Source organism: Variovorax sp. PAMC26660 (assembly GCF_014302995.1).
Lineage (GTDB): Bacteria > Pseudomonadota > Gammaproteobacteria > Burkholderiales > Burkholderiaceae_C > Variovorax.
Genome location: NZ_CP060295.1, coordinates 2,918,339 through 2,942,167 on the forward strand (window position 1 = coordinate 2,918,339; position 23,829 = coordinate 2,942,167).

General features: G+C 66.3%; 16 protein-coding genes. 4 read left to right on the forward strand and 12 right to left on the reverse strand.

Annotated elements, in window-relative coordinates; genetic code table 11:
- Nucleotides 1-5: 5 nt before the first annotated feature.
- From H7F35_RS35125 to H7F35_RS14115, 9 genes are all read right to left on the reverse strand, one after another.
- Nucleotides 6-452 (reverse strand): DpnI domain-containing protein, encoded by a 447-nt coding sequence (locus H7F35_RS35125; protein ID WP_187113455.1) that lies wholly within the window; start codon nt 450-452, stop codon nt 6-8.
- 20 nt (nt 453-472) lie between these two features.
- Complete coding sequence (locus H7F35_RS14080; protein WP_187113456.1) at nt 473-1,678, reverse strand: ABC transporter substrate-binding protein; 1,206 nt, start codon at nt 1,676-1,678, stop codon at nt 473-475.
- 194 nt (nt 1,679-1,872) lie between these two features.
- On the reverse strand, nt 1,873-2,112 hold the full coding sequence (gene atpE, locus H7F35_RS14085; RefSeq protein ID WP_013538854.1) for a F0F1 ATP synthase subunit C: 240 nt from the start codon (nt 2,110-2,112) through the stop codon (nt 1,873-1,875).
- Nucleotides 2,113-2,614: 502 nt separating this feature from the next.
- Entirely contained in the window at nt 2,615-7,324 is a 4,710-nt protein-coding gene (locus H7F35_RS14090) for an Ig-like domain-containing protein (RefSeq protein ID WP_187113457.1), read from the reverse strand.
- Nucleotides 7,325-7,470: 146 nt separating this feature from the next.
- Nucleotides 7,471-8,322, reverse strand: coding sequence for a class I fructose-bisphosphate aldolase (locus tag H7F35_RS14095; RefSeq protein WP_187113458.1), 852 nt, complete (start codon nt 8,320-8,322; stop codon nt 7,471-7,473).
- A gap of 49 nt (nt 8,323-8,371) precedes the next feature.
- The gene (locus tag H7F35_RS14100; protein WP_187113459.1) at nt 8,372-9,352 is read right to left on the reverse strand and encodes an aldo/keto reductase; all 981 of its coding nucleotides are present in this window, start codon (nt 9,350-9,352) and stop codon (nt 8,372-8,374) included.
- Between the two features lie 8 nt (nt 9,353-9,360).
- Complete coding sequence (locus tag H7F35_RS14105; protein ID WP_187113460.1) at nt 9,361-10,383, reverse strand: ABC transporter permease; 1,023 nt, start codon at nt 10,381-10,383, stop codon at nt 9,361-9,363.
- Nucleotides 10,380-11,891 carry a sugar ABC transporter ATP-binding protein gene (locus tag H7F35_RS14110; RefSeq protein WP_187113461.1) on the reverse strand — a complete coding sequence of 504 codons (1,512 nt, stop codon included), beginning with the start codon at nt 11,889-11,891 and terminating at the stop codon, nt 10,380-10,382. Before H7F35_RS14110 ends, H7F35_RS14105 begins: the two co-directional genes overlap by 4 nt.
- Nucleotides 11,888-12,934 (reverse strand): substrate-binding domain-containing protein, encoded by a 1,047-nt coding sequence (locus tag H7F35_RS14115; RefSeq protein ID WP_187113462.1) that lies wholly within the window; start codon nt 12,932-12,934, stop codon nt 11,888-11,890. The genes H7F35_RS14110 and H7F35_RS14115 overlap by 4 nt, the downstream gene beginning before the upstream one ends.
- A 181-nt stretch (nt 12,935-13,115) precedes the next feature.
- Between H7F35_RS14115 and H7F35_RS14120 the strand changes: the two genes are divergently transcribed.
- From H7F35_RS14120 to H7F35_RS14130, 3 genes are all read left to right on the forward strand, one after another.
- A complete protein-coding gene (locus H7F35_RS14120) occupies nt 13,116-14,603 on the forward strand; it encodes an FGGY family carbohydrate kinase (protein WP_187113463.1) in 1,488 nt (495 codons plus the stop codon).
- Nucleotides 14,600-16,363, forward strand: coding sequence for a glycerol-3-phosphate dehydrogenase/oxidase (locus H7F35_RS14125; protein ID WP_187113464.1), 1,764 nt, complete (start codon nt 14,600-14,602; stop codon nt 16,361-16,363). The genes H7F35_RS14120 and H7F35_RS14125 overlap by 4 nt, the downstream gene beginning before the upstream one ends.
- A 366-nt stretch (nt 16,364-16,729) precedes the next feature.
- A complete protein-coding gene (locus H7F35_RS14130) occupies nt 16,730-17,485 on the forward strand; it encodes a GntR family transcriptional regulator (protein ID WP_187113465.1) in 756 nt (251 codons plus the stop codon).
- A gap of 13 nt (nt 17,486-17,498) precedes the next feature.
- On the opposite strand, the gene H7F35_RS14135 is transcribed toward H7F35_RS14130, so the two are convergent.
- The 3 genes from H7F35_RS14135 to H7F35_RS14145 are packed head-to-tail and all read right to left on the reverse strand — an operon-like array spanning nt 17,499 to nt 22,943.
- Nucleotides 17,499-18,389 carry a DMT family transporter gene (locus H7F35_RS14135; RefSeq protein WP_187113466.1) on the reverse strand — a complete coding sequence of 297 codons (891 nt, stop codon included), beginning with the start codon at nt 18,387-18,389 and terminating at the stop codon, nt 17,499-17,501.
- Between the two features lie 44 nt (nt 18,390-18,433).
- Nucleotides 18,434-21,511, reverse strand: a complete 3,078-nt coding sequence (gene uvrA / locus H7F35_RS14140) for an excinuclease ABC subunit UvrA (RefSeq protein WP_410010777.1) — start codon at nt 21,509-21,511, stop codon at nt 18,434-18,436.
- Between the two features lie 49 nt (nt 21,512-21,560).
- The gene (locus tag H7F35_RS14145; RefSeq protein ID WP_187113467.1) at nt 21,561-22,943 is read right to left on the reverse strand and encodes a chloride channel protein; all 1,383 of its coding nucleotides are present in this window, start codon (nt 22,941-22,943) and stop codon (nt 21,561-21,563) included.
- A gap of 105 nt (nt 22,944-23,048) precedes the next feature.
- Between H7F35_RS14145 and ssb the strand changes: the two genes are divergently transcribed.
- Complete coding sequence (ssb, locus tag H7F35_RS14150) at nt 23,049-23,624, forward strand: single-stranded DNA-binding protein (protein WP_187113468.1); 576 nt, start codon at nt 23,049-23,051, stop codon at nt 23,622-23,624.
- Nucleotides 23,625-23,829: the final 205 nt, after the last annotated feature.

A 23,829-nucleotide genomic window follows, 5' to 3' on the forward strand; every position in this document is an offset into this window, starting at 1 on the left:
TCAAGCTAGATCAATCGAACAAGGGCGCCGTCAGGAACGGCCGAGAGAACGTAGAGGAACCCTTGCCATCCCGCTCTTTTGGCCGAGGGGGATAGCGGTGCACGCGCAGAAAAGAGTGCTGGACTTTGAAAGTCCGAGGGCAGGTAGTAGATAGCGAACTCCGTCGGTGTCTTCAAAACGAGAAACAACGGGAAATAGATTCCCGCATCCATTCGTTCTCTTTGCGGTCCCCACGCCGCGCCAAGGATCTGTCTGGGCATCGGATCCAGCTTGCGCACCGACATTGACTTCACCTGCGCAAGATAGCCGCAGAAGTCACAGATGAGATCTGCACACTTGAAGTTTGTTGGCAGACGCTTGAGCGTCTTGGATCTTTTGCAGCTTGGGCATGCGCATTTCTTGGAGACCTCGGTCTCCCCCCAAGCACCAAGCTCCTGTTTTGCTGTAGTCACGAGTTATTGAGTAACTCGATTTACTTCAGCGGGCACTTGTCTGCGTAGCTGTCACCGTAATTGGTGAGCACCGTGTTGATCAGCTTGTTCGTGACCTTGCCCTGTGCATCCTTGCCGATCACGCGCAGGTAGAAGTTCTCGATCGGGTAGTGGTTGTTGGCGTACTTGAAGTTGCCGCGCGTCGAGGCGTAGTTGGCCTTCTTCAGCGCGGCGACCACGGCTTCGCGGTTCTGCGCATTGCCACCCGATTGCTTCACGGCCGCGTCCATCGCCAGGATCGCGTCATAGGCCTGTGCGGCATACACCGACGGATAGCGGCCGTTGTATTCCTTGCGGAACGCGGCCACGAAAGCCTTGTTGGCAGGGTTGTCGAGGTCGTGCGCCCAATGCGAGGTGTTGAACAGGCCGAGCATCGGCTCGCCCACCGCGCCGATCACGTCTTCGTCGGCCGAGAAGCCGCTGGTCACGAGCGTGATGTCTTTGGACAGGCCGGCGCCCACGAACTGCTTGATGAAGTTGATGCCCATTGCGCCGGGCAGGAAGAAGTAGATCGAGTCGGGCTTGGCCGCGCGCAGTTGCGCGAGTTCGGCGGCGTAGTCGATCTGGCCGAGCTTGGTGTACAGCTCGTCGGCCACCTGGCCCTTGAACTGGCGCTTGAAGCCGCCGAGCGCATCCTTGCCGGCCGGGTAGTTGGGGGCGATCAGCACGATCTTCTTGAAGGCGCGGTCTTGCGCGAACTTGCCGGCGGCTTCATGGAACTGGTCGTTCTGATAAGCGGTGCCGAAGAAGAACGCATTGCACTGCGCACCCGCGAACTGGCTGGGGCCGGCGTTGGCCGAGAGGTACGGCACCTTGGCGTTGAAGAGCGTGGGGCCGACGGCCAGCGCCACGTTGGAGCCGATGGGGCCGCTGAAGATGTCGATCTTGTCGCGCTGGATCATGCGGTCGACCAGTTGCTTGGCCTGGTCGGGGCTGCCGGCCATGTCGGCCTGCACGAATTCGACGTCCTGTCCGCCGAGCTTGCCGTTGAGCTGCTTGATGCCCAGCGCAAAACCGTCGCGCGCTTCGGCGCCCAATGCCGCGAAAGGCCCCGAGATGTCGAGGGCCAAACCGACCTTGACGGGAGCGGCCATGGCCGACACCGCCGTACCAAGGGCTGCGCCGCAGAGCAACAGCGAGAGCAGGGTGCGCGGCAGCGCGGGCGACTTCGGGGACAGGTGGCTCATGGGTTCTCCGACTGGGAAGGATGAAACGACGCACCGGCACTGCGCCATGCAGCACCGGCGACATCGAACCGTTGATAGCTAAATACTTTAACCATAAACGATTCAGTGTCAACGGTGCTAGCACGAATGGTGCCAGTGGTCCGTGTCACTTCCTGGTGCGCGGGCTCCGTTTTCAGGGGCCCGCTTGTCCCGGATCAGCCGAAGGGATTGGCCGTCGCGAACCACAGGCCGATGCCGGTGGCGATGATGAATGCACCGTCTGTCACACCCGCAATCAGGAAGAACTTGGTCTGCAGCACGTCGACCATTTCGGGTTGGCGGGCGGTGCTTTCCAGAAACTTCTGGCCGACCAGTCCGATGCCGAGGCAGGAGCCGAGTGCGGCAATGCCGATCAGCAAGGCGACTGCGAGGGGAAGGATGTTGAAGCCGGTCATGGTGTTTTCTCCTGGTTGGTTGATCGATGGACGTACTTTCCCAGAGCGGGTGCGCGGGGTCCATGACGTGGGAGGTCATGTCCTGTACGAACGGCCAGTCTTTCGTGAGACGTGACGGATTTCGCGTTGCGTGGTTTGGGCGCTGCTGCTGTTCAGGGCGCCGCTCACGCCGACACGGTGCTCTTTTTCGCGAATGTCCCCCGCTTCGCTCCTCCTTTATTTCGCGAAAAAGAGCCCCGTATCGACGTGAGCACTCAGAGCGGTTGTTGATCGACGATCACCAGCAGCGTGCCCAGGTGCGAATGGCACTGGGTGTTCCCCGCAGCGAAATAAAGGAGGAGCGAAGCGGGGGACATTCGCACAGGGGAGCACCCGGTGTCATTCGCACGCACCCCGAATGCACTCGCCCTGAAGAACAGCAGCGCCGCCAAGCACAAAAAAAGCCGTGCAGAAAACCCCAACGGGTCCCCTGCACGGCCGTGAATGAATCAGAAATCGAACGCTAAGGCAGCTGCGTCCAGCTCTGGTTGTTCCCCCCGTTGCACGTCCAGGTGATCAACGCAGTGTCCTGCGTCGTCGCGTTGTTCGGCACGTCGAGGCACGAACCCGAAGCGCGGTTCTTCAGGGCCCCGCCCACCTGGCTCCATTGCGTCGTGTCGCCCGCCGAGCAGGCCAGCTGTACCACCGCCGCGTTCGTCGTCGCGGTGCCGCTCTGCGCCAGGCACAGGCCGCTGTGCTCGGCCTTGAACTGCACGTAGCCGCCGGGCAGGCTCGTCACCGTGAACTTCTCGTTGCCCGCGTTGCCGCACGGCCACTGCACCGCTGTCGTCCCGCTCGTCGTCGCCGCAGCCTTGATGTTCACGCACAGGTTGCTATGGTTCGAACGGATGCGGGTGATCGTCGGCGTCGGGTCCGTGTCCTGCGACCGCACGTACTCGCGGATCGCCACCACGTCGGCGGCCGGCAGGCTGCTGGCGTTGCCGTGACCGCTGGCCAGCACATCTTGCAGCGTGGCCGCCTGTCCGTTGTGGAAGAACGCCGTCGTGTTCCAGGTGCCCAGCAGCGTCGGGGTGTCGAAGCCCACGCCCGCCAACGGCTGGTTGCTGCCCTTGCCCGACGAGAGCTGGATGGTGCCGACGTCGTGCCGCAACCCGTCGCGGAATGTGGCGCCGGTGTGGCAGGTCACGCACTGCGCCGAGGCGAACAGCGCCTGGCCCCGCGCCGCGTCGACGCTGAGGCTGCCGTCGGCGTTGCGCGCCGGGCTGCGCATGTACTTGTTCAGCGAGGTCAGGTAGGCCGTGAGATCGTCCAGCTGCGCGCTCTTGCCGGCCTTGGGTGCGCCCAGCGGATCTTGCGTGGCCGTGAAGTCCGCGTTCGTCAGGAAGCCGAGGCCGCCGAACTCGTTGCGGATGTCGTTCTCGAAGTCCTGCAGCTCGTCGAAGTTGGCCGTCCAGTGCAGCTTGCCGTGGCCCATGCCGCGGCGGCCCATCAGGCTGATGGTGCGGCGCAGGCCTTCGCCGCGCTGGGTGAAGTCCCACACCATGCCGTCGTCGCCAGCGTCCGCGTGGCAGCTTGCGCAGGAGATGTAGTTGTCCTTGCTCATGCGCCGGTCGGACGCGTTGTAGAACACCTGCTTGCCGCGCAGCGCCGCCGCCGCCATCGGCTCCTGCGCCACCGTCGACACGTTCTGCAGGAAGGTCGCGGCCGCCGATTCGGACGACAGCACCGAGGCCACGTCGTGCACCGACACCGAGCGCGCCAGGAAGTTGTTGACGAACAGGCGCTTGCGCGTCGCGTCCAGGTACAGCCCGTGCGGCGCGCTGCTGGCGTTGATCTCGCCGCGCACCGTGCGGCTGTACGGATCGACGATGGCCACGCGGTTGCCTTCCATCTGTGCCACGAAGATGTAGTCGCCCGACGGAGAGAACAGCGCGGCGCGTGCCGGTGCGCGGTCGTCGAAGTCGATCTGATCGCCGAACACTTCCGCAGCCGTCTGCAGATTGACCTGCGACAGGATGGAACGCACCGTCTGGTCGTGCACCAGGTTGTTGCCGTCCCTGAACTTGCCGCGCACGATGTTGTCCTTCTTCGAAGGCAGCACGGCGCGTGTGCCGTCCGGCGAGATGATCACCTGGCTCAGGTAGTTGGCCACGCCACGTGCACGGCTCTCGGTGTCGATCGTGGCGGTGTCCACCGGCAGCGCGATGGTCGTCATGGCGCTCATGCTCTGCAGGTTCACCTTGTGCAACTGGCCGCCGGTCATCTTCGACTTGAAGCGTGTGACGTACGCCAACTGCGAGTCGGCATTCACGGCGATGCCGCGCAGGGTGCCTTCGAGCGCGACCGCGCCGGTGGTGGCGCCATTGCTCGGGTCGAAGCTCATCAACACCGACTTGCTCTCCAGCGTCAGCAGGCCCCGGGTGCCGTCGGGCGTGAAGGCCACGCCATAAGGTCCGCTGCCGTAGGCGAGCGGCACGGTGGCCGAGAGGCTGCCGTCTGCCGCGCTGAGCGCCACCAGCTTGTCTTCGCCCTGCACCGTGACCCAGATGCGGCCGTCGGGGCCCACGGCCAGCGTCTTGGGCTCATCGCCCACGCGCACTTCCCAGCGCTTGGCCAGGGTCTGTGCGTCGATGGCGGCGACCGTGCCGCTGTCGGGGTTGACCGAGTACACCGAGTTCGCATCGCCCGCGATGTTGGTGGTGTGCGTCGGCGCCCGCGCCGTGGTCGGGGCGATCACGGTGAGGTTGTAGGTGTGGAAGGTCTCGCGGCCGGAGGCATCCTTCACCGTCAGGGTCACCGTGTAGTGGCCGGGGCGCGTGTAGGTGTAGGTGTAGCTCGATGCGCTCGAGTAGGCCGTCTGCGTGCCGTCGCCGAAGTTCCAGCGGAACTGTGCGCTGCCGCTGCCCAGCGTGCCGGGGTTGAACTGCAGTTGGCCGTTGACGAGCTTCGGTCCGCCGCCGATGCCGGGGTCGCCGATGATGGTCTGGCCGCCCAGCGTCGCCACCTCGCCGTCGGTGAGCACGCGGTTGTAGACGCGCACTTCCGCCAGCCTGCCGTTGAAGAGCGCGGCATTGCCCTGGATCTGCCCCAGCAACTGGAACTTGTTCGACAGGCCCTTGTTGCCCGTGGTGCCGGTCGAGGCGGCCTTTGCGCCGTCCACGTACACGGCCTGCGCACCCGAAGCGGCATCGCGTGTCATGACGACGTGGTGCCACTGGTCGTTGTTCACGGCCACCGACGAGCGGGTGCCGGCGTCGTTGCCGACCGACAGCTTGATGAAGCCGCTGCTGTCGAGCCAGCCCCAGAACACATCGTCCGCACCGCCGGACTGGTCGCGTCCGAAGATGCCGGGCGCGGTCCAGGAGTTTGCGCTGCCGGTTTGCGTGGTCTTCATGTAGAAGCTCAGCGAGGCGGTGCCGCCCAGCACGGTGGCCACGGTGTCGTTCTTCAGCGGTACGCCGGCGGTGCGGTTCGCGAAGTTCAGTCCGATGCTTTCAAAGGCGTCGCCCGAGGCCGGCGTGCCGTTGTTGCTGCCGATGGTGTCGGCCAGGTTGCCGGTCAGCGCCCAGTGGTGCATCAGGCCGATCTCGGTCGCATTGCCGGTGTTGAAGGTCGACTTGTAGTCCGCGCCGATCGCGTTGCCCGCATAGTCCTTCACGCCGTTGGCCGGCAGGAACACTTCATAGCTCGTGCCCGGCTGCAGCGGCTGCTCGGGCGAGAAGTTGATGATGCCCAACTGCACGCTGTAGGTGCCCGCCAGCGTGTTGCCGCCCACCGGGCGCACGATGAAGGTGTTGGCGTTCACGCTCTCGGGCCGGATGTTGTCGGTCATGCCCAGGCCGATGCGCGAGGTCAGTGCCTGCTGCTTGGCGCCGTTGGCGGGCGAGACCTGTTTCACTTCGGGCTTGGTGATGTCGGGGTCGACCGCATGCACGATGAAGCCGCTGCCCGAGCCGTGGTCGTTGCCCACGAAGACGAGGTTGCCGAACATCGCGACCTGCCCGTTGTCCGAATGCGTGAAGTTCGGGTCGTCCTCGCGCAGGATGCTGCCGCGGCCCACCTCCACGTGATTGAGCGGATTGCTCACGTCGACCTTGTGGATGCGGGTCTGCGCGCCCTGGATGACGTAGTTGTCCTGCGTGGCGCAGTACAACTGCTCGTCGATGACGAGCCGGTTGTCTTCGGCCACGAAGCGCGAGCGGTCGCTCAGGTCGTAGCTGTACATCTTCGCGCCGCTGTTGCGCGCGGAGGCATGCAGGTTCCTGCCGTCGAAGCAGGTCGCGTAGTAGAACGGCGTGGTGCCGACGATGGCGTCGAGCACCTTGGGGTTGAGCGGATCGGAGATGTCCAGGCTCGCGAAACCTCCGTTGCTTTCCATGGCGGTCAGCACCATGTGGTTGCCCATCGTGAAGATCGGGCCGATGCGGAAACCGCCGAGTTCACCGGTGGGCACCGGATTGGGCCTGCCGGCGCCGCGGTTCGCGACCACGGCGTTCGCGGGGTCCGTGGCATCGACGATGAAGATGCCACGGCCCGCCGACGCCACGTACAGGTAGGGCGCCTGCCACCAGAGCTGCCAGGCCACGTTCTCGTAGTCGCCGCCGCTGACGCCGGGCAGCGCCAGCTTCTTCACCTGCTTGATGTCGTTGATGTCGGTGAAGTCCCAGAACTCGACGCCGTTGATGCTGGGCAGCACCACGTAGGTCTTGCCGCCGATCTTGGCGGTGCCGAAGGAGTGCGTTTCGCGGAACTCCTTGGTGCGGGCCTCGGGTTCGTAGATCTTCTTGACGAGCTGGATCTGGCGCGGGTTCGACACGTCGTACAGCAAAAAGCCGCCAGGGCCCAGGCCGCTGTCCGGCGCGAAGGAGGTGAGGAAGTAGCCGTTGACCATGATGCCGGCGTTCATGCCGTAGTCCTTGCGGCCCGGGTAGGTGGCGGGCACCTCGCGCGACTCGTAGGCACTGCTGTGCGCCGGGTCGAGCGGGTGCGCGGCGCTGGTGATCATCGACACCGGCTTGAACAGTTCCGCCGAGGTGTAGGTGAGGTTGCCCAGGCCCGGTCCCTGCAGCGGGAGCGGGTCGGCGACGGCTGCGGAAACCGCCGTGGCCATGTTGCTCAGGGTCGTGATCGGACTGACCCCGGTGATTGCCGCATGCGTCAGCAAAGTGACGCATGGCAGCAGGAACGCCATCAAGTAATACCGGATTTTCATCGTCGCCTCCAAGTTGTTAGAAGTTCGCAGGGCAACCCATTTCTTTTTCTTCGGCAGACTCATCGCAAAGTGCGCGCGCAGGACGCACCCCGGGCAGGCGAGGGGTTCATCGCCTCCCGTAAAAAACTCCCTCCAGGGCGGCAGCGTTACTTCACGCCGCCCGATTCATAGATGTCCCATGCGTCCTTGGCGCTGGCGCCGCGGTGGATCATGGCCATCAGCGCGCTCACCACCGCCGACGGGTTGGCGTGCTGGTAGACGTTGCGTCCGTACACCATGCCGACCGCGCCCTGGTCCATCAGCACGCGCGAACGTGCGAAGACCTGTTGCAGGTCTTCGCGTCCGCCGCCGCGCACGAGGACGGGGCAGCGCGCGGCCTGCACCACGCGGTGGAAATCGGCGGGGTCGCTGGTGGGGTCGGCCTTGACGATGTCGGCGCCCATCTCGCGCGCCAGGCGCACCAGCGTGACGATCTTCTCGGCATCGCCGTCGACCATGTAGCCGCCCTGTTCGCTGTGCGGGCGCATCACCAGCGGCTCGATCATCAGCGGCATGCCGTAGCGGTCGCAGTCGGCGCGCACGCGCGCGATGTTCTGCACGCACTGGCGAAACAGGTCGGGCTCGTTCGGCAGCATGAACAGATTGACCACCACGCAGGCCGCGTCGCGCTGCACGGCCGGCAGCACCGGGTCGTGCTCGTTCTGCAGCAGGGCCCACATCACGCGGTGCGCGGTGGCGTTGTAGGGGTTGCCCATGTCGATGCGCTGCACCAGCGCGGGCTTGTCGCGGCCCGGGCGGTCTTGCAGCAGATCGGCCTGGCCGTAGTTGAGCTGGATGGCGTCGGGGCCTGCGGCCACGAGCTTGTCCATCACCGCCGGCATGTCTTCGAGCCCGTTGAGGAACGAGGGCTCGTTGCACACGCCGTGGTCGAGCGCGATGTCCAGGCAGCGGCCGTTGTTCAGCAGCCGGTTCAGGCGTGCGGTTTTGTCCTTCGACATACGAAAGAAATCCTTGTGCAAAGAAGTGAAGGGATGACGCAGCGGGCCGTCAGGCCAGTGCGTCCAGATGGCGGCCGGCTGCCGCATCGATCAGCAGCAGTGCGTCGTCGCGCAGCGTGATCGAGCCGGCGGCCGCGTTCTCGATGGCCTGCTTCGGCACGCGCGCGCCGCACAGCGCCACCGAGACGCTGCCGCGTGCGAGCGTCCACGCGATCATCATCTGGCCGAACGAGCATTCGAGCTGTTTGCGCAGAGGCTCCAGCTCCTCGAAGAAGGCCTTGAGCTTCGCGCGATTGGCGGCGCTGAAGCGCGGGTTGGTGGCGCGCTGGTCGTCACCGGTGAACTGGCGTTCGGGATCGATGGGGCCGGCCAGCAGACCGAGCGCGAGCGACGAGTAACCGAGCACCGCGACGTTGTGCTCGCTGCACAGCGGCACCAGCGTCTGTTCGATCTCGCGGTCGATCAGGCTGTAGCGCTCCTGCGCCGCATCGACCGGCCCGTACTGCAGGTACTCGGCCAGCGTCTCGGGGCTCACGTTGCTCACACCGATGGCGCGGATCTTTCCCTGCTTCTTCAGTGCGAGCAGCGCGTCCATGGTCTCGGCCACGGGCGTGGTGCTGTCCTGCCAGTGCGTGATGTACAGGTCGATGTAGTCGGTCTGCAGGCGCTTGAGGCTCTCTTCGCATTCATGAAAGATCGACTCGCGGCCCAGGTAGCGGTACACCGGGTGGCCGTCTTCTTCAAAGAAGTGCGTTCCCTGTTGGGTGTGCCACACCAGCCCGCACTTGGTGGCAATGACGGCCTCCTGGCGGCGCCCCTTGAGCGCAGTGCCGACGATGCTCTCGGAGCGGCCCAGGCCGTAGGCCGGGGCGGTGTCGATCAGCGTCACGCCCGCGTCCAGCGAGGCCTGGATCGCCAGCACGGCGGCCGCGTTGTCGCCGCCGCCCCACATCCATCCACCCATGGCCCAGGTGCCCAGGCCGATGGCCGAGCTTTCGATGCCCGAGGGGCCGAGGGTGGTCTTTTTCATCGGTGCAGTCATCGCTTGGTCTTTCGGGTGTTCAGGATGTGGTCGATGGTCACGGCCGCGAGCAGGATCAATCCCTTGATCACGTCTTGCCAGTAAGGCGACACGTCGAGCAGGATCAGCGAGCTGGTCACCACCGACAGCAGGGCCAGGCCGAGCACCGCGCCCAGCACCGTGCCCGAGCCGCCCTTGAGGCTGGCGCCGCCGATCACGGCAGCCGCGATCACGTTGAGCTCCATGCCCACGCCGAAGGTCGGCGTGGCGGCGCCGAAGCGCGCGGTGTAGATCACGCCGGCCAGGCCCGCCGAGGCCGAGCACAGCACAGTGACCCAGAACTTCACGTGGCCCACGCGAATGCCCGAGTACAGCGCGGCCTTCTCGTTGCTGCCGGTGTAGAACACGCGGCGCAGCAGGGTCGATCGGCGCAGCACGAAGTCGCTCACCACCACGATCGCCAAAAAGATCAGGATCACAGCCGGAATGCCGAACAGCGTGCCCTGGCCGATGAACTTGAACTCGGCCGGCAGCGAGAACAGCGACTGCGGCGTGCCCTGCGTCAGCGCCAGGCACAGCCCGCGCACGATCACCATGAAGGCGAGCGAGGCGATGAAATGGTTCAGCCCGATGCGCGTGACGCAGCCGCCGATCATGGCGCCGATCAACGCGCTCGCGCCGATGGCCACCAGCCCGGCGGTCCACGGGTCCAGGCCCATGAGGAACAGCTTGCCCGTGACCACCATCGCGAAGCACACCACCGAGCCCACCGACAGGTCGATGCCGCCGACGATCAGCAGGATGGTCATGCCGACCACCACGATGCCCTCGATGGAGAACGACAGCAGCATTGCGCGCACGTTGTCCCATGTCAGGAAGTAGGGCGAGGCGAAGCTCATGGCCACGCACAGCACCGCGATGATGAGCAGCAGGCCCATCTCGCGCATGCTGGTGAGTCGGTTGGGCGGTTTCGCCGGGCCGCCCGGGGCCTGCCGCGGCGGCACACCGGCGCCGGCGTCGAGTTGTGCGGGGTAGTTCATGCCATCTCCTGTTCGAGTCCCGAGGCCAGCCGCAGCAGGGCCTCTTCCGTCATTTCGTTGTCTTGCAGTTCACCGGCCAGCCGGCCGTCGCGGATCACCAGTGCGCGGTCGCACAGCCCGATGATTTCGGGCAGCTCCGACGAGATCACGACCACGCCCACGCCGTGGCTCGCGAGTTCGCGCAGGATGTGATGGATTTCCGACTTGGCGCCGACGTCCACGCCGCGCGTGGGCTCGTCCATCAGCAGCACCGAAGGGTTGGTGGCCAGCAGCTTGGCGATGGCCACCTTCTGCTGGTTGCCGCCCGACAGGCTTGCCACGTCGATGGCCACGCCGTCCGACTTCAGCTTGAGCTTGGCGCCCAGGTCGGTGGCCAGCTTGTATTCGGCCGCACGCTGCAGCAGGCCGAAGCGCGAGCTGACGCGCTTGAGCGCCATCGATGCGATGTTCTGCGCGATCGGCAGGTCGAGGTACACGCCGGCCGCCTTGCGGTCTTCGCTGAGGTAGGCGATGCCTTCGCGCAGCGCGTCGCTGTACTTGCGGATCGTGAGTGCCTTGCCACGCAAGCGCACGGTGCCGCGCATGGAAGGGCGCAGGCCGCACACGGTTTCCGCGAGTTCGCTGCGGCCGGCACCCATCAGGCCGGCAATGCCGAGGATCTCGCCGTGCTTGAGCGTGAACGAGATGCCGTGCACGCGCTCGCCATCGGCGATGTCGCTTACTTCGAGCACGTGGTCGTTCGCGCTGCTGCTGTCTTGCTGCTTCGGCGGGTAGTAGTTGCCCAGGTCGCGCCCGACCATGCGGCGCACCAGGTCGTCGGCGTTCAGCTCGGCGAGCGGGCCGCTGTGCACGTTGCGCCCATCGCGCAGCACGGTGACGCGGTCGCCATGCGCAAAGATCTCGGCCATGCGGTGGCTGATGTAGATGATGCCGATGCCCTGCGCCTTGAGGTCGTGCAGCACCTTGAAGAGCGCGGCCGATTCGTTGTCGGTCAGCGCAGCCGTCGGCTCGTCGAGGATCAGCACCTTGCAGTCGAGCGTGAGCGCCTTGGCGATCTCGATGAGCTGCTGGCTCGAAATGCTCAGCGTGCTCACCAGCGAGGACGGGTCGATGTCCTGCCCCAGCCGCTGCAGCACCTTGGCGGCGCGCTCGTTCAGGCTGGCGTAGTTCATCCACGCATGCTTGCCGGCGTTGATCTCCGGCATGAAGATGTTCTCGGCCACGGTGGCGTCGCCGCACAGGGCGATCTCCTGGTGCACCAGGCCGATGCCCAGGCGCATCGCATGCGCCGGGCCGTCGATGACCACCTTGTGGCCGTCGAGCGAGATCGTGCCCTCGTCCGGCTGATGGATGCCATCGATGATGTTCATCAGCGTGGACTTGCCCGCGCCGTTCTCGCCGCACAGGGCGTGGATCTCGCCGGCGTGCAGCGAGAAGTCCACACCCGAGAGCGCGCGCGAAGCGCCGAAGCGTTTGCTGATGCCCTTCAGTTCGAGCAGTGCGCTCACTCGCCGATACCCTTGGTGCCACGGCGGGCGAGGTACTTGTCCCAGTAGAAGTCGTCGGCATTGGCCTTGCTGACCACAGCCAGGCCGTTGTCCAGGAAGGGCACGGCCATCGGGTTGGTGCCGTTGCGCTTGGCGTCGTTCATCGGATCGATGAGCGAGGGGTTCTTTGCCAGGAACAACATCATCATGCCCATGTAGCCCTGCATGCCCTGGTTCGGGTTGATGGAGCCGAACACGTCGCCCGACTTGATCATGTCCAGGATCTTGGCGTTCACGTCGCAGCACATCACCTTGATGTTCTTCTTGCTCTCGACCTTGGCCTGCGCCGCGCCGAGCGCCGAATTGGCTTCGGGCATGAACAGCGCGCCCAGGTTCGGGTTGGCCTGCGCCAGGCTCAGCACCGCCTGGTAGGCCTTGTTCGGGTCCTGGTTGCTGGCGGCGCGGCCGACCAGCTTCATGCCCGGGTGCTTGGTCTTCATGCGGTTCACGAAGGCGGCGATGCGGCGGTCGTGGTTGTCCTGGCCCGGGTTCTCCAGCACGGCGTATTCGCCCTTGCCGTTGAGCGACGCGGCAATCGCATCGGCGGCCTGCGTTCCTTCGCGGTCGTTGTCCGAGGTGATGAACGAGGTGCGCTTGGAGTTGGGTGAATCGGCCGCGAAGGTGACGACCGGGATGCCCATCGCCGCCGCGCGGTTGATCGGCTCGATGAACGGATCGGGGTTCATCGGGTGCAGCAGGATGCCGGCCGGCTTGCGCGCCAGTTCCTGCTCGAAGGACGCGAGCTGCTTGTTGACGTCGTACTCCGGCGTGCCGGTGTAGCGGGTGCGAACGCCCAGCGTGCGGCCGAGCTGCTTCATCATTTCGTAGACCGGAAACCAGTACTCCACGCCCGACACCATCACGTTCATCACGTAGACGTCGCTGGCATTGCCGCGCAGGCCGGCTCCGGCTGCGGGGGCCGCAGCTTGCTGTTGCGCGAGTGCGCTCGCACCGGCCAGACCGATACCGGCGGCCGCTGCGGACTTCAGGAAATTACGTCTCATTTTTTGTCTCCTCACGTTGAGTGGCACAGCTTGCTGATGCTGCGTTTCAAGGCAGCTCTCTGATCCTCGTTGTCACGACAGTTGTTATGACAGGCTAGAATGTACGCGCTGCCTGTTTGCGGGGTTAACTAGGGGAAACGCTACTGGCAAGGTGCTTTTATTCCGCCGAAGCTGTTATGACATGAAGCCAAACATACTGATCGGCATCGACATGGGTTCGAGCAGCCTGAAAGCCCTGGCCCTCGAAGCCGGGAGCGGCCGCGCCGTTGCCCTGTCCCGAATGCCATTGCCACACGACCGGCTGCCCGCAGGTGGATGCGAAGTGAGCGCGATAGCCATCCGCTCGGCCCTGACCCACGTGCTGCGCGACGTCGCCCACCAGCTCGGCGCCCGCGTGGCCGAAGTCCGCGCCATCGGCTGCACCGGCCATGGCGCGGGGCTCTATGCGCTCGATGCGCGCAACCAACTCGTGGGCGGACGGGCCGTCGCCTCGACCGACCAGCGGGCCGATGCGCGCGCACGGGCGCTGGCCGCCAGCCACGGCCCGCGCCTGTTCGCCGATATCGGCTGCCAGCCGTGGCCGGGGCAGCCCACGGTGATCGCTGCCGAACTGCTGGGCACCGACGCGGTGCAGCGCGGCGAGGTGCACCGCCTGCTGTTCGCGAAGGACTACCTCGCCTTTTTGCTCACCGGCGAGATCGCGACCGATGCGAGTGACGCAAGCACCGCCGGATTGGTGTCGATTGCCACGGGCACGTGGTCGCAGGCAGCCTTCGATGCCTCAGGCATTGCGGACCTCGGCCCGCGCGCCTTCGGCCCTCTGCTGCCGAGCGGCACGGTGCTCGGCCAGTTGTTGCCCTCCGAGGCGGCGCAATGCGGATTGCCCGCGGGCATTCCCGTCGCGATGGGCGCCATCGACCTGCTCGCCTCGATGACCGCGATCTGCGCCGAAGGGCGCGGGCGCGCGGTGTCGGTGTTCGGCACGTGGTGCGTGAACGCGGTCATCGGGCCGGTGATCGAGCCCAAGCCCGATGTCGCGGCCGTCGTGAACTTCGGCCGCGAGCAACAGCGGCTGTACATGGAAAACAGCCCCTCGTCGATGGCCAACATCGCGTGGCTGGCCGGCGTGCTCGGCCTGCCCGATGCGCGCGCCGTGGTCGATCTTGCAATGTCGATGCCGCTGGGTGCGGGTGGCCTGCGCTTCCTGCCTTTCGTGAATGGCGGAGGCGGCATCACCGCCGGCTTCGTCGGCCTCAAGAGCCACCACACGCGCGGCGACATGGCGCGCGCCGTGGTCGATGCCACGGCCGCGCTGCATGCGCGGCACACCGCGCGTCTGGCGGCATGCGGCCTGCCGGTGTCTGCAACGACCGTGCTCGGCGGCGGCGCGAGCGACGTGCGGCTGGTGCGCCTGCTCGCCGCATTTCTCGGCCGCCCGGTCGAACGCTGCGCCGACGACGAGACCGGCGCGCGCGGCGCCGCGATCTACGCCGCCATGTCGCAGGACATCGACCACGCCGCGCAAGGCTGCGCCTTGCTCGCCCCCTGCGACACCGTCGAGCCCGATGCGCGCGACGCGCAGGCCCACGCCGATTTCAACGCCGGTTTCAATGAACTGATCGACACCATGTCCCCTGTGTTCTCCCATCTGGCAGGGGGTGCGAAATGAGTGCCTGGCAACTGCCTTTCGTGCGTCCTGCTTCGCTGGCGGATCGTCATTTCTCGACCGTGATCGTCGGTGCCGGCATCAATGGCGTTGGCGTGTTCCGCGACCTGTCGCTGCAGCGCGTCGATTGCCTGATCGTCGACAAGGGCGACTTCAGCGCCGGTGCCAGCAGCGCGCCGTCGCGCATGATCCACGGCGGCCTGCGCTACCTGGAAAACGGCAGCTTCTCGCTGGTGGCCGAGGCCACGCGCGAGCGCAACCTGCTGCTGCGCAACGCGCCGCACCTGGTGCAGCCGCTCAAGACCGTGGTGCCGTTGTCGAGCTTCTTCGGCGGCCTGATGAGCAGCGCGCTCAAGTTCTTCGGCCGCACGCCGCCGCAACGCACGCGCGGGCTGCTGGCCGTGGCCGCGGGCCTGCGCCTGTACGACCTGCTGGGCCGCCGCCAGCGCGTGATGCCCAACCACCGCATCAGCCGTGTGCCGCCGACCGACCGCAGCCTGTTCCGTACCGCCGTGCGCTGGACTGCCACTTTCTTCGATGCGTGGATCAGCCACCCCGAGTGGTTGATCCTCGAACTCATCGGCGATGCCTGCCGCGACCAGCCGCGCTCCGCCGCCGCCAACTACTGCCGCGTGATGGGCTGCGCCGGCAACATCCTCACGCTGCGCGACGAGATCACCGGCGCGCTGGTGCGCGTGACGGCCGACACGGTGGTCAATGCCACGGGCGCGTGGCTCGACCGCAGCACGGCGGTGTTGGGCGGTGCAGGCTCGCGCGTGATGGGTACCAAGGGCTCGCACCTGGTGCTCGACCACCCCGCGCTGCGCGATGCGCTCGAAGGCCGCATGGCCTACTTCGAGGCGGTCGACGGGCGGGTGTGCATCGTCTACCCGTTCCTCGACCGCGTGCTGGTGGGCTCCACCGACATCCCGGTGGAAGACCCCGACAAGATCGCGACCGAACCGGCCGAGGTCGACTACCTGCTCGACGTGCTGGGCGAGGTCTTCCCGAACATGGCCTTCGGTCGCGACAACGTGGTCTACACCTACGTCGGCGTGCGGCCGCTCGCGCGCTCCGATGCCGACAAGCCGGGGCAGATTTCGCGCGACCATTCGGTGGTGGTGGACCTGCCCAATGCCACGCGGGACATTCCCATCGTCGGCCTGGTCGGCGGCAAGTGGACGACCTTTCGCGCACTGGCCGAAGAGGCGACGAACGAAGTGCTGCAGCGGCTGGGCCGCCCGCGTACTGCATCGACAGAACTGCTGCCCATTGGCGGCGGCGCCGAATTGCCAGCCGATGCGCAAGCGACAGAGCGCTTTCTCGATCGCATGGTCACGGCCTCTGGCCTGAGCCGTCCGCGTGCGCACGCGTTGTTGCGCCGCTATGGTTCGAAGGCGCTGCCTCTGGCACAGCGACTGGGCGCATCGGGTGACGTGCCGTTGCAGCACGCACCCGACTACTCGGCCGCCGAACTCTCTTACCTGTGCCTTGAAACGGGTGTGGTCCATCTCGACGATCTCGTGATCCGCCGGACCTTGCTCGCGATCCGTGGCCTCGTCACCGATGCCGCGCTGGCCGAGATGGCGAGCATTGCCGCCGAGGCGTTGGGGTGGGATGCGGCCCTGGCGCACAAGGAACTTCAGGCTTGCGCCACCGCCTTGCGTGAACGCCATGGTGTGCGCCTCTCCCCAGTGGCGCCTGAAGCGGCATCTCCTTTCGATGCATCATTGATGACCAGCTCGGCCCTTGGCCAGTCGTGAAATGACACCTTGCTCTTTTGCTCGTCGCGTTGTGTTTGGCGTGAGTCATTCAGGGCGTCACTCACGCCGACACGGTGCTCTTTTTCGCGAATGTCCCCCGCTTCGCTCCTCCTTTATTTCGCGAAAAAGAGCACCGTATCGACGCGAGCGTTGGACGGAGCGGTGGTTGATCGCAGGATCACCAGGAGCGTGCCCCTGTGCGAATGACGTCAGGTGCTCCCCGCAGCGAAATAAAGGAGGAGCGAAGCGGGGGACATTCGCGGAGGGGAGCACCTGGTGTCATTCGCACTCGCCCCGAACAGCAGCGCCAAGAACCAGCAAAGCCGGTCCAAAGAAAAATCCACGACTGCGTGGTGAAACACTGACATGAACTCTCCGACCGACACTCCCATCGTGCTCGACCGCAGCTCCGAATCCCCCCTGTGGGCCCAGTTTCGCGACGCCATCCGCCTGCAGATATTGCAAGGCGTGCTGCCCATCGGCGCCAAGCTGCCTTCGGAGGCAGAGCTGGGCGATCAGTTCGGCATCTCACGCATCGTGGTGCGCGAGGCCCTGGCCGATCTGGTGCGCAACAACCTCATCTACAAGATCAAGGGGCGCGGCGCCTTCGTGTCGGCGCGCGAGCGCGATGAAGATTTCGTCTCGACCGTGCTCGGCTTCTCCGACGAAATGGAGCGCAAGGGCCGCTCGGTGCGCACGCAGATCCTCACGCAGGAACTGCGCGCGCCGACCGCGCAGGAGGCTGCGTCGCTGGGCCTGACCGACGACACCCAGGTCGTTGCACTCAAGCGCCTGCGCAGCGTCGATGGCGAGCTGCGCCTGCTGGTCGAGACCGTGGTGCCCGCCGACCTGGCGCCGGGCCTGCATCGCACGCGCCTGGACGACCGCTCGCTTTATGACGTGCTGCGCCGGCAGTACGGCCTGCGCCTCGTGCGCGCCGAACGCTGGATCGATGCGGTGCTCCCCGATGCCGCGACCTGCGAACTGCTGGCTCTGCCGCAGCCCGAGCCGCTGCTGCGCATCGAATCGATTGCCTACGGTGCCAACGGCCGGCCGCTGGAACACTACCGCGCGCTGCACCGCTGCAAGACCAGCCGCCTGCACGTGCAGACGACGACTTGAACCTGGTTGCGCGTCAGGCCTTGGCGGTGCTGCGCGCGGGCCAGAGCACCGAGGCGATGGCGACCATCATCAGCGCCACCGCCACCCAGTCCTGCCAGTGCACGACTTCACCCAGCCACACCGCGCCGCTGAACACGCCGAGCACCGGAATGAACATCACGCTCAGCGTGGAGGCCACCGGCGGCAGTCCGCGCGCAAGATAGAACCACGCCGCGTGCGCGAAGCCGAAGATCAGCACCGCGTTGTAGCCGATCGATCCCCAGGTCACATTGCCCGGCCAGCGCAATTGCTCGCGCTCGAACAACAGTGACAGCACCGTCATCACCACCGCGGTGAGCGCCGTCATCCAGAACGACAGCGTGAGCGTCGGCAGCCCGATGCGCGTGTGCCGCAGCAACTGCGTGCCCAGAGCCCACGTGGCAGCCGCCACCAGCGCCAGCGCCACATAGCCGGGCCGTCCCGCGAAGTCGGTGAGTTCGTGCCACAGCAGCAGCCCCACGCCGACCGCGCAGGCGCCCACGCCGAGCCACGCGCGTCGCGTGAGCACGGCCGAGAACAGCACGGCCCCGATGACGGCGGAGAACACCGGCATCGTGTAGCCCAGGATCGCCGCGCGCCCGCCCGACAGCGCCTTCACCGCCAGGATGATGCAGGCGTGCCAGACGAACATGTTGGTGGCGCCCAGCCACAGCAGCTCGGGCCAGGCGCTGCGCGGCACGCGAAACGGCACCTTCATCCACACCAGTGCAAGGCCCAGCACCGGCAGGCCCAGCCAGATCGAGATCGCGCGGAAGCCGAGCGGCGGATAGTCCGCCACGCCGAGCTTCATCACCGGCCAGTTGAAACCCCAGGCGAGGGTCAGGAGAACGAGGAGGATGAATTGGCGCGGTGTGAAGGACGGCATGGGCCGCGATTGTGGCGCGGCCCGTGCATTCGTGCAGGCGCTGCTTACAACAGCCGCTTGAGGTAGCGCCCTGTATGGCTCGCCTCATTCGTCGCGATGTCTTCCGGCGTGCCTTCGCCCACCACCATGCCGCCACCGGCACCGCCCTCGGGGCCCATGTCGATCAGCCAGTCGGCGGTCTTGATGACGTCCAGGTTGTGCTCGATCACGACGATGGTGTTGCCTGCGTCGCGCAACTGGTGCAGCACCTTCAGCAGCAGTTCGATGTCGGCGAAGTGCAGGCCCGTGGTCGGCTCGTCGAGGATGTAGAGCGTGCGGCCGGTGTCGCGCTTGCTCAACTCGAGCGCGAGCTTCACGCGCTGCGCTTCGCCGCCCGACAGCGTGGTGGCCGACTGGCCGAGCTTGATGTAGCTCAGGCCCACGTCGAGCAGCGTGCGCAGCTTGCGCTCGATGGTCGGCACGGCTTTCAGGAACTCGTGCGCGGTCTCGACCGTCATCTCGAGAATCTGCGCGATGTTCCTGCCCTTGTACAGAACCTCGAGCGTCTCGCGGTTGTAGCGCTGGCCGTGGCAGACCTCGCAGGGCACGTACACGTCGGGCAGGAAGTGCATCTCGACCTTCACCACGCCGTCGCCCTGGCAGGCCTCGCAGCGTCCGCCCGCCACGTTGAAGCTGAAGCGGCCCGGCCCGTAGCCGCGTTCGCGCGCGGTGTTGGTCTCGGCCATCAGCTCGCGGATGGGCGTGAACAGGCCGGTGTAGGTGGCCGGGTTGCTGCGCGGCGTGCGGCCGATGGGGCTCTGGTCGACGTTGATGACCTTGTCGAAATACTCGATGCCCTCGACCGACTCGTGTGCGGCGGGTTCTTCGTGCGCGCGGTACAGCGTGCGCGCCACGGCCGTGTACAACGTGTCGTTCACCAGCGTCGACTTGCCAGAGCCCGACACGCCGGTCACGCAAGTGAGCAGGCCGACCGGGAAGGCCACGGTCACGTCCTTCAGGTTGTTGCCGGTGGCGCCGACCACGCGGATTTCCTGCAGGTCGGTTTGCGATGCGAGGTGGGCCGCTTCACGCGCGGCACGCCGTTCGGCTGCAGGGCTTGCCGGAAAGCGCGAGGGCTTCTTGCCTTCGTTGAAGGCCGCCTTCTTCACCACCGGCAGCCAGGCGGTGCGGTGCTTGGGCACTTCAATCTTGCGCACGCCCGAGAGGTACTGGCCGGTGAGCGATTCAGGGTTGGCCGACACCTCGGCATAGGTGCCCTGCGCCATCACGCGGCCGCCGTGCACGCCGGCGCCGGGGCCCATGTCGATCACATGGTCGGCGGCGTGGATCATGTCCTCGTCGTGCTCGACCACGATCACGCTGTTGCCGATGTCGCGCAGATGCTTGAGCGTGCCGATCAGGCGGTCGTTGTCGCGCTGGTGCAGGCCGATGCTGGGCTCGTCGAGCACGTACATCACGCCTGTCAGGCCCGAGCCGATCTGCGACGCGAGGCGAATGCGCTGCGCTTCGCCGCCCGAAAGGGTTTCGGCGCTGCGGTCCAGGCTCAGGTAGTTCAGGCCCACGTCGTTGAGGAATTTCAGGCGCAGGCCGATCTCGCGCACCACCTTGTCGGCGATGTCGGCCTTGGCGCCGCGCAGCTTGAGCGTCTGGAACCACGCGAGCGAATCGCGCAGCGTGAGGTGGCTGAGTTCGAAGATCGCCATGCGAGGCGGCTCGCCGCCATCGGCCGGGCGCGCCGACTCATCGACCAGGAACACGTTGCGCGCTTCGCGCCGCAGCCGCGAGCCGCCGCAGTCGGGGCAGGGCTGCAGGTTGCGAAAGCGTGCGAGGTCTTCGCGCACCATCACCGAGTCGGTCTCGCGGTAGCGCCGCGCCATGTTCGGGATGATCCCCTCGAAGGGATGCTTCTTCGTGAGCTTCTTGCCCACGAAGTTGCCCGACTCCATGGTGTAGTTGAACTTGATCTCCTCGGCCGCCGAGCCTTGCAGCACCACCTGCTGCACCGACGCAGGCAGCGACTCGAAGGGCGCGTCGACATCGAACTTGTAGTGCTTGGCGACGCTCTCGATCATGCTGAAGTAGTAGCCGTTGCGGCGGTCCCAGCCCTTGATGGCGCCGCTGGCGATCGACAGCGACGGGAAGGCGACCACGCGCGCGGGGTCGAACACTTCCCGGTGGCCCAGGCCATCGCAGCTCGGGCAGGCGCCCACGGGCGAGTTGAACGAGAACAGGCGCGGCTCCAGCTCCGACAGCGAGTAGTGGCAGACCGGGCAGGCGAACTTGGCGTTGAACAGGTGTTCCTTGTCGGCCACGCCCTCGGCGCCCAGCTCCAGCGCAATGGCGCGGCCTTCGGCCAGCCGCAGCGCGGCCTCGAAGCTCTCTGCCAGGCGCTGCTGCATGTCGGCGCGCGCGCGCAGGCGGTCGATGACGACGTCGATGTCGTGCTTCTCGGTCTTCTTGAGCTTGGGCAGGTCGTTGTATTCGTACGTTTGCCCGTCGACGCGAAAGCGCACGTAGCCCGCAGCCTGCATCTCGGCGAAGAGTTCGACGAACTCGCCTTTCTTCTCGCGCGCCACGGGCGCCAGGATCATCAGCCGGGGCTCGTTGGGCAGGGCCAGCGTGGCGTCGACCATCTGCGAGACCGTCTGCGCCTGCAGCGGCAGGTGGTGGTCGGGGCAGTAGGGCGTGCCGGCGCGGGCATACAGCAGGCGCAGGTAGTCGTGGATCTCGGTCACCGTGCCCACGGTGGAGCGCGGGTTGTGGCTGGTGGCCTTCTGCTCGATGCTGATGGCGGGCGACAGGCCCTCGATCACGTCGACGTCGGGCTTGTCCATGAGCTGCAGGAACTGCCGCGCATAGGCCGAGAGGCTTTCCACGTAGCGGCGCTGCCCTTCGGCATACAGCGTGTCGAAGGCCAGGCTCGATTTGCCCGAGCCCGACAGACCGGTGATGACCACCAGCTTGTTGCGCGGAATGTCGAGATCGACGTTCTTCAGGTTGTGGGTTCGCGCGCCGCGGATGCTGATGCGCTGCTGTGCGAGCACGGCACCGAGGTAGATGTCGCGTTCGCGTTCCGCGTCGCGTGCGCGCTCCGCGCTGTCTTCAGTGGATGTTGAATTCAAAGGGGGCGATCGTCCGAGGGCAACCGGACATGATAGACCGCCCGCGGTTTCAAGGCGAGCGGGCGGGTGCCGGCGGATCGGTGGGAGGCGCTTGCGGCGGGGGCGGATGCACCGGTTCGGCGGTGCCGATGGCCCGGCCGACCATGTGCTCGGCCAGCGTGTCGTACAGCGGCCGGCTGATCATGCGAGAGACCAGGCTGGCCAGCATGGCGGCGGCCATCAGGCTCAGCACCATCGAGTGGCCGTCGACCATCTCCATCACGATGATGAACGCCGTGAGCGGCGCCTGCGTCACCGCGGCCAGGAAGCCGGCCATGCCCATCGCGATGAGGGCCGGCCCCAGGTCGCCATTGGCCAGCCGGGCCACCGCTTCGCCGATGCCCGCGCCGATGGACAGCGAGGGCGCGAAGATCCCGCCCGGCACGCCGCACCATGCCGTGAGCCAGGTGGCGACGAACTTCAGCACGGTGTAAAGCGGCGTCAGCTGGTCGTGGCCCTGCAGCATCTGCTTGACCGCCTCCGAGCCGGCACCGAAGGTGACGCCGCCCGTGACCAGCCCGATCACCGCCACCGCCAGCCCGCCGACCGCCGCGAAGCGCACCGGAAAGCGTGCCCGCCAGCGATTGAAGAGCCCGGGGGCGCCCGTCAGCGAGGCGATCAGCAGCCGCGCGAACAGCCCGCCTGCCGCGCCGCTGAGCAGCGTGACCAGCAGGCCGGGCCCGAGCGCATCCCAGCCCAGCCGGGGCACGCGGATCACGCCGAAATAGCTGGTGTTGCCGAAAGCCGAGACCGCCACCAGGCCCGCCAGCACGATGGCCGTGATGATCAGCCCGCTGGAGCGCGCCTCCAGCCGGCCCGACAGCTCCTCGATGGCGAACACCACGCCCGCCAGCGGCGCATTGAAGGCCGCCGCGATGCCGGCCGCGCCGCCCGCTACCAGCAGCGCGCGCCCGTCGATGGCGGTGTTGGGCGACAGCCAGCGCCGCGCATGCTGCATCACGCCGGCCGCCACCTGGACCGAAGGGCCCTCGCGCCCGATCGACAGCCCGGCCGCGAACCCCGCCACGCCGAGCCCGATCTTGGCCACCGTGAGCCGCAGCGAGGCGAACATGAAGCGCCGCTCTTCGGGCAGCGCAGGATGCAGCGCCGCCTTGATCTGCGGGATGCCCGAGCCGCTGGCGCCGGGGAAAAAGCGCAGCGTGAACCACACGATGCCGGCGGTGATGAGCGGCGTGGTCAGCAGCACGGCCCAGGGCCACGCGCGGTAGAAACGATGGAAGCCGGCGAAGATCCAGTCGCTCGCCAGCGTGAACCCCACCACGAAAAGCCCGGCCGCGATGGCGTAGCCCAGCACGATGGCGCGGTCGAGCCAGACGCGGCCGCTCGACAGCTCGTTGCGCAGGTGCTCGAAAAAGTCGGGTTCGCGGTTCATCGTCAAGGCCCATTCTGGCACCCGCAGGGGGTGCGCCCATTCGGCATCGGGCACAATCGAGGGTTCTCTTCCTCTTCCTCCATCTACTTATCAGGGGCAGTGCATATGGCATCGGTCAATAAAGTCATCGTCGTCGGCAACCTGGGGCGCGACCCCGAAATGCGGACCTTCCCGAGCGGCGATCAGGTCGCAAACGTCACAGTGGCCACCACCGATCGCTGGAAAGACAAGCAAAGCGGCGAAATGCGCGAAGCCACCGAATGGCACCGCATCGTTTTCAACGGCCGCCTGGCCGAAATCGCCGGTCAATACCTGCGCAAGGGCTCGCAGGTCTACGTCGAAGGAAGCCTGCGCACGCGCAAGTGGACCGACAAGGACGGCATCGAAAAATACACCACCGAGATCCGCGCCGACCAGATGCAGATGCTCGGCAGCCGTCAAGGCCAGGGCGGCCCATCGGGCGGTCCTGAAGACGACGGCGGTTACTCGTCGCAAGGTGGCGGCGGTGGCGGCTACTCGCAGGGTGGCGGTGGTGGCGGCAACGGCGGTGGTGGTGGTGGCGGATACGCGCCCCGTGCACCTGCTGCAGCGGCACCGCGCGCTCCGGCGCCGGCTCCACGTCAGGCACCGGCCAAATCGTCGTCGGGCTTCGATGACATGGACGACGATATTCCGTTCTAGAGAATAGTTTTATTCGTTTGTGAACAAAGGCCCTCAACACCAGTGTTGGGGGCCTTTTCTGTTTGTTTACAAAAAACTCGATACTCTCTAAATTGACGTTTCCAGAGTAACTCTGAGATGCGTCAACAAAATACACGGTACGCCGTCCGCTTGATCCTCCTTGAGTCGGGGGAGCGATTACCTATGCTTTGCCTGCGTGACTCGG

Bases quoted from the DNA above. Each gene is read 5' to 3' on its own strand.
- H7F35_RS14090 (WP_187113457.1), bottom strand. From the start codon at position 7,324: ATGAAAATCCGGTATTACTTGATGGCGTTCCTGCTGCCATGCGTCACT.
- H7F35_RS14120 (WP_187113463.1), top strand. From the start codon at position 13,116: ATGAAGCCAAACATACTGATCGGCATCGACATGGGTTCGAGCAGCCTG.
- H7F35_RS14100 (WP_187113459.1), bottom strand. From the start codon at position 9,352: ATGAAAAAGACCACCCTCGGCCCCTCGGGCATCGAAAGCTCGGCCATC.
- H7F35_RS14095 (WP_187113458.1), bottom strand. From the start codon at position 8,322: ATGTCGAAGGACAAAACCGCACGCCTGAACCGGCTGCTGAACAACGGC.
- H7F35_RS14145 (WP_187113467.1), bottom strand. From the start codon at position 22,943: ATGAACCGCGAACCCGACTTTTTCGAGCACCTGCGCAACGAGCTGTCG.
- H7F35_RS14125 (WP_187113464.1), top strand. From the start codon at position 14,600: ATGAGTGCCTGGCAACTGCCTTTCGTGCGTCCTGCTTCGCTGGCGGAT.
- H7F35_RS14105 (WP_187113460.1), bottom strand. From the start codon at position 10,383: ATGAACTACCCCGCACAACTCGACGCCGGCGCCGGTGTGCCGCCGCGG.
- H7F35_RS14080 (WP_187113456.1), bottom strand. From the start codon at position 1,678: ATGAGCCACCTGTCCCCGAAGTCGCCCGCGCTGCCGCGCACCCTGCTC.
- ssb (WP_187113468.1), top strand. From the start codon at position 23,049: ATGGCATCGGTCAATAAAGTCATCGTCGTCGGCAACCTGGGGCGCGAC.
- atpE (WP_013538854.1), bottom strand. From the start codon at position 2,112: ATGACCGGCTTCAACATCCTTCCCCTCGCAGTCGCCTTGCTGATCGGC.
- H7F35_RS14115 (WP_187113462.1), bottom strand. From the start codon at position 12,934: ATGAGACGTAATTTCCTGAAGTCCGCAGCGGCCGCCGGTATCGGTCTG.
- H7F35_RS14135 (WP_187113466.1), bottom strand. From the start codon at position 18,389: ATGCCGTCCTTCACACCGCGCCAATTCATCCTCCTCGTTCTCCTGACC.
- H7F35_RS14130 (WP_187113465.1), top strand. From the start codon at position 16,730: ATGAACTCTCCGACCGACACTCCCATCGTGCTCGACCGCAGCTCCGAA.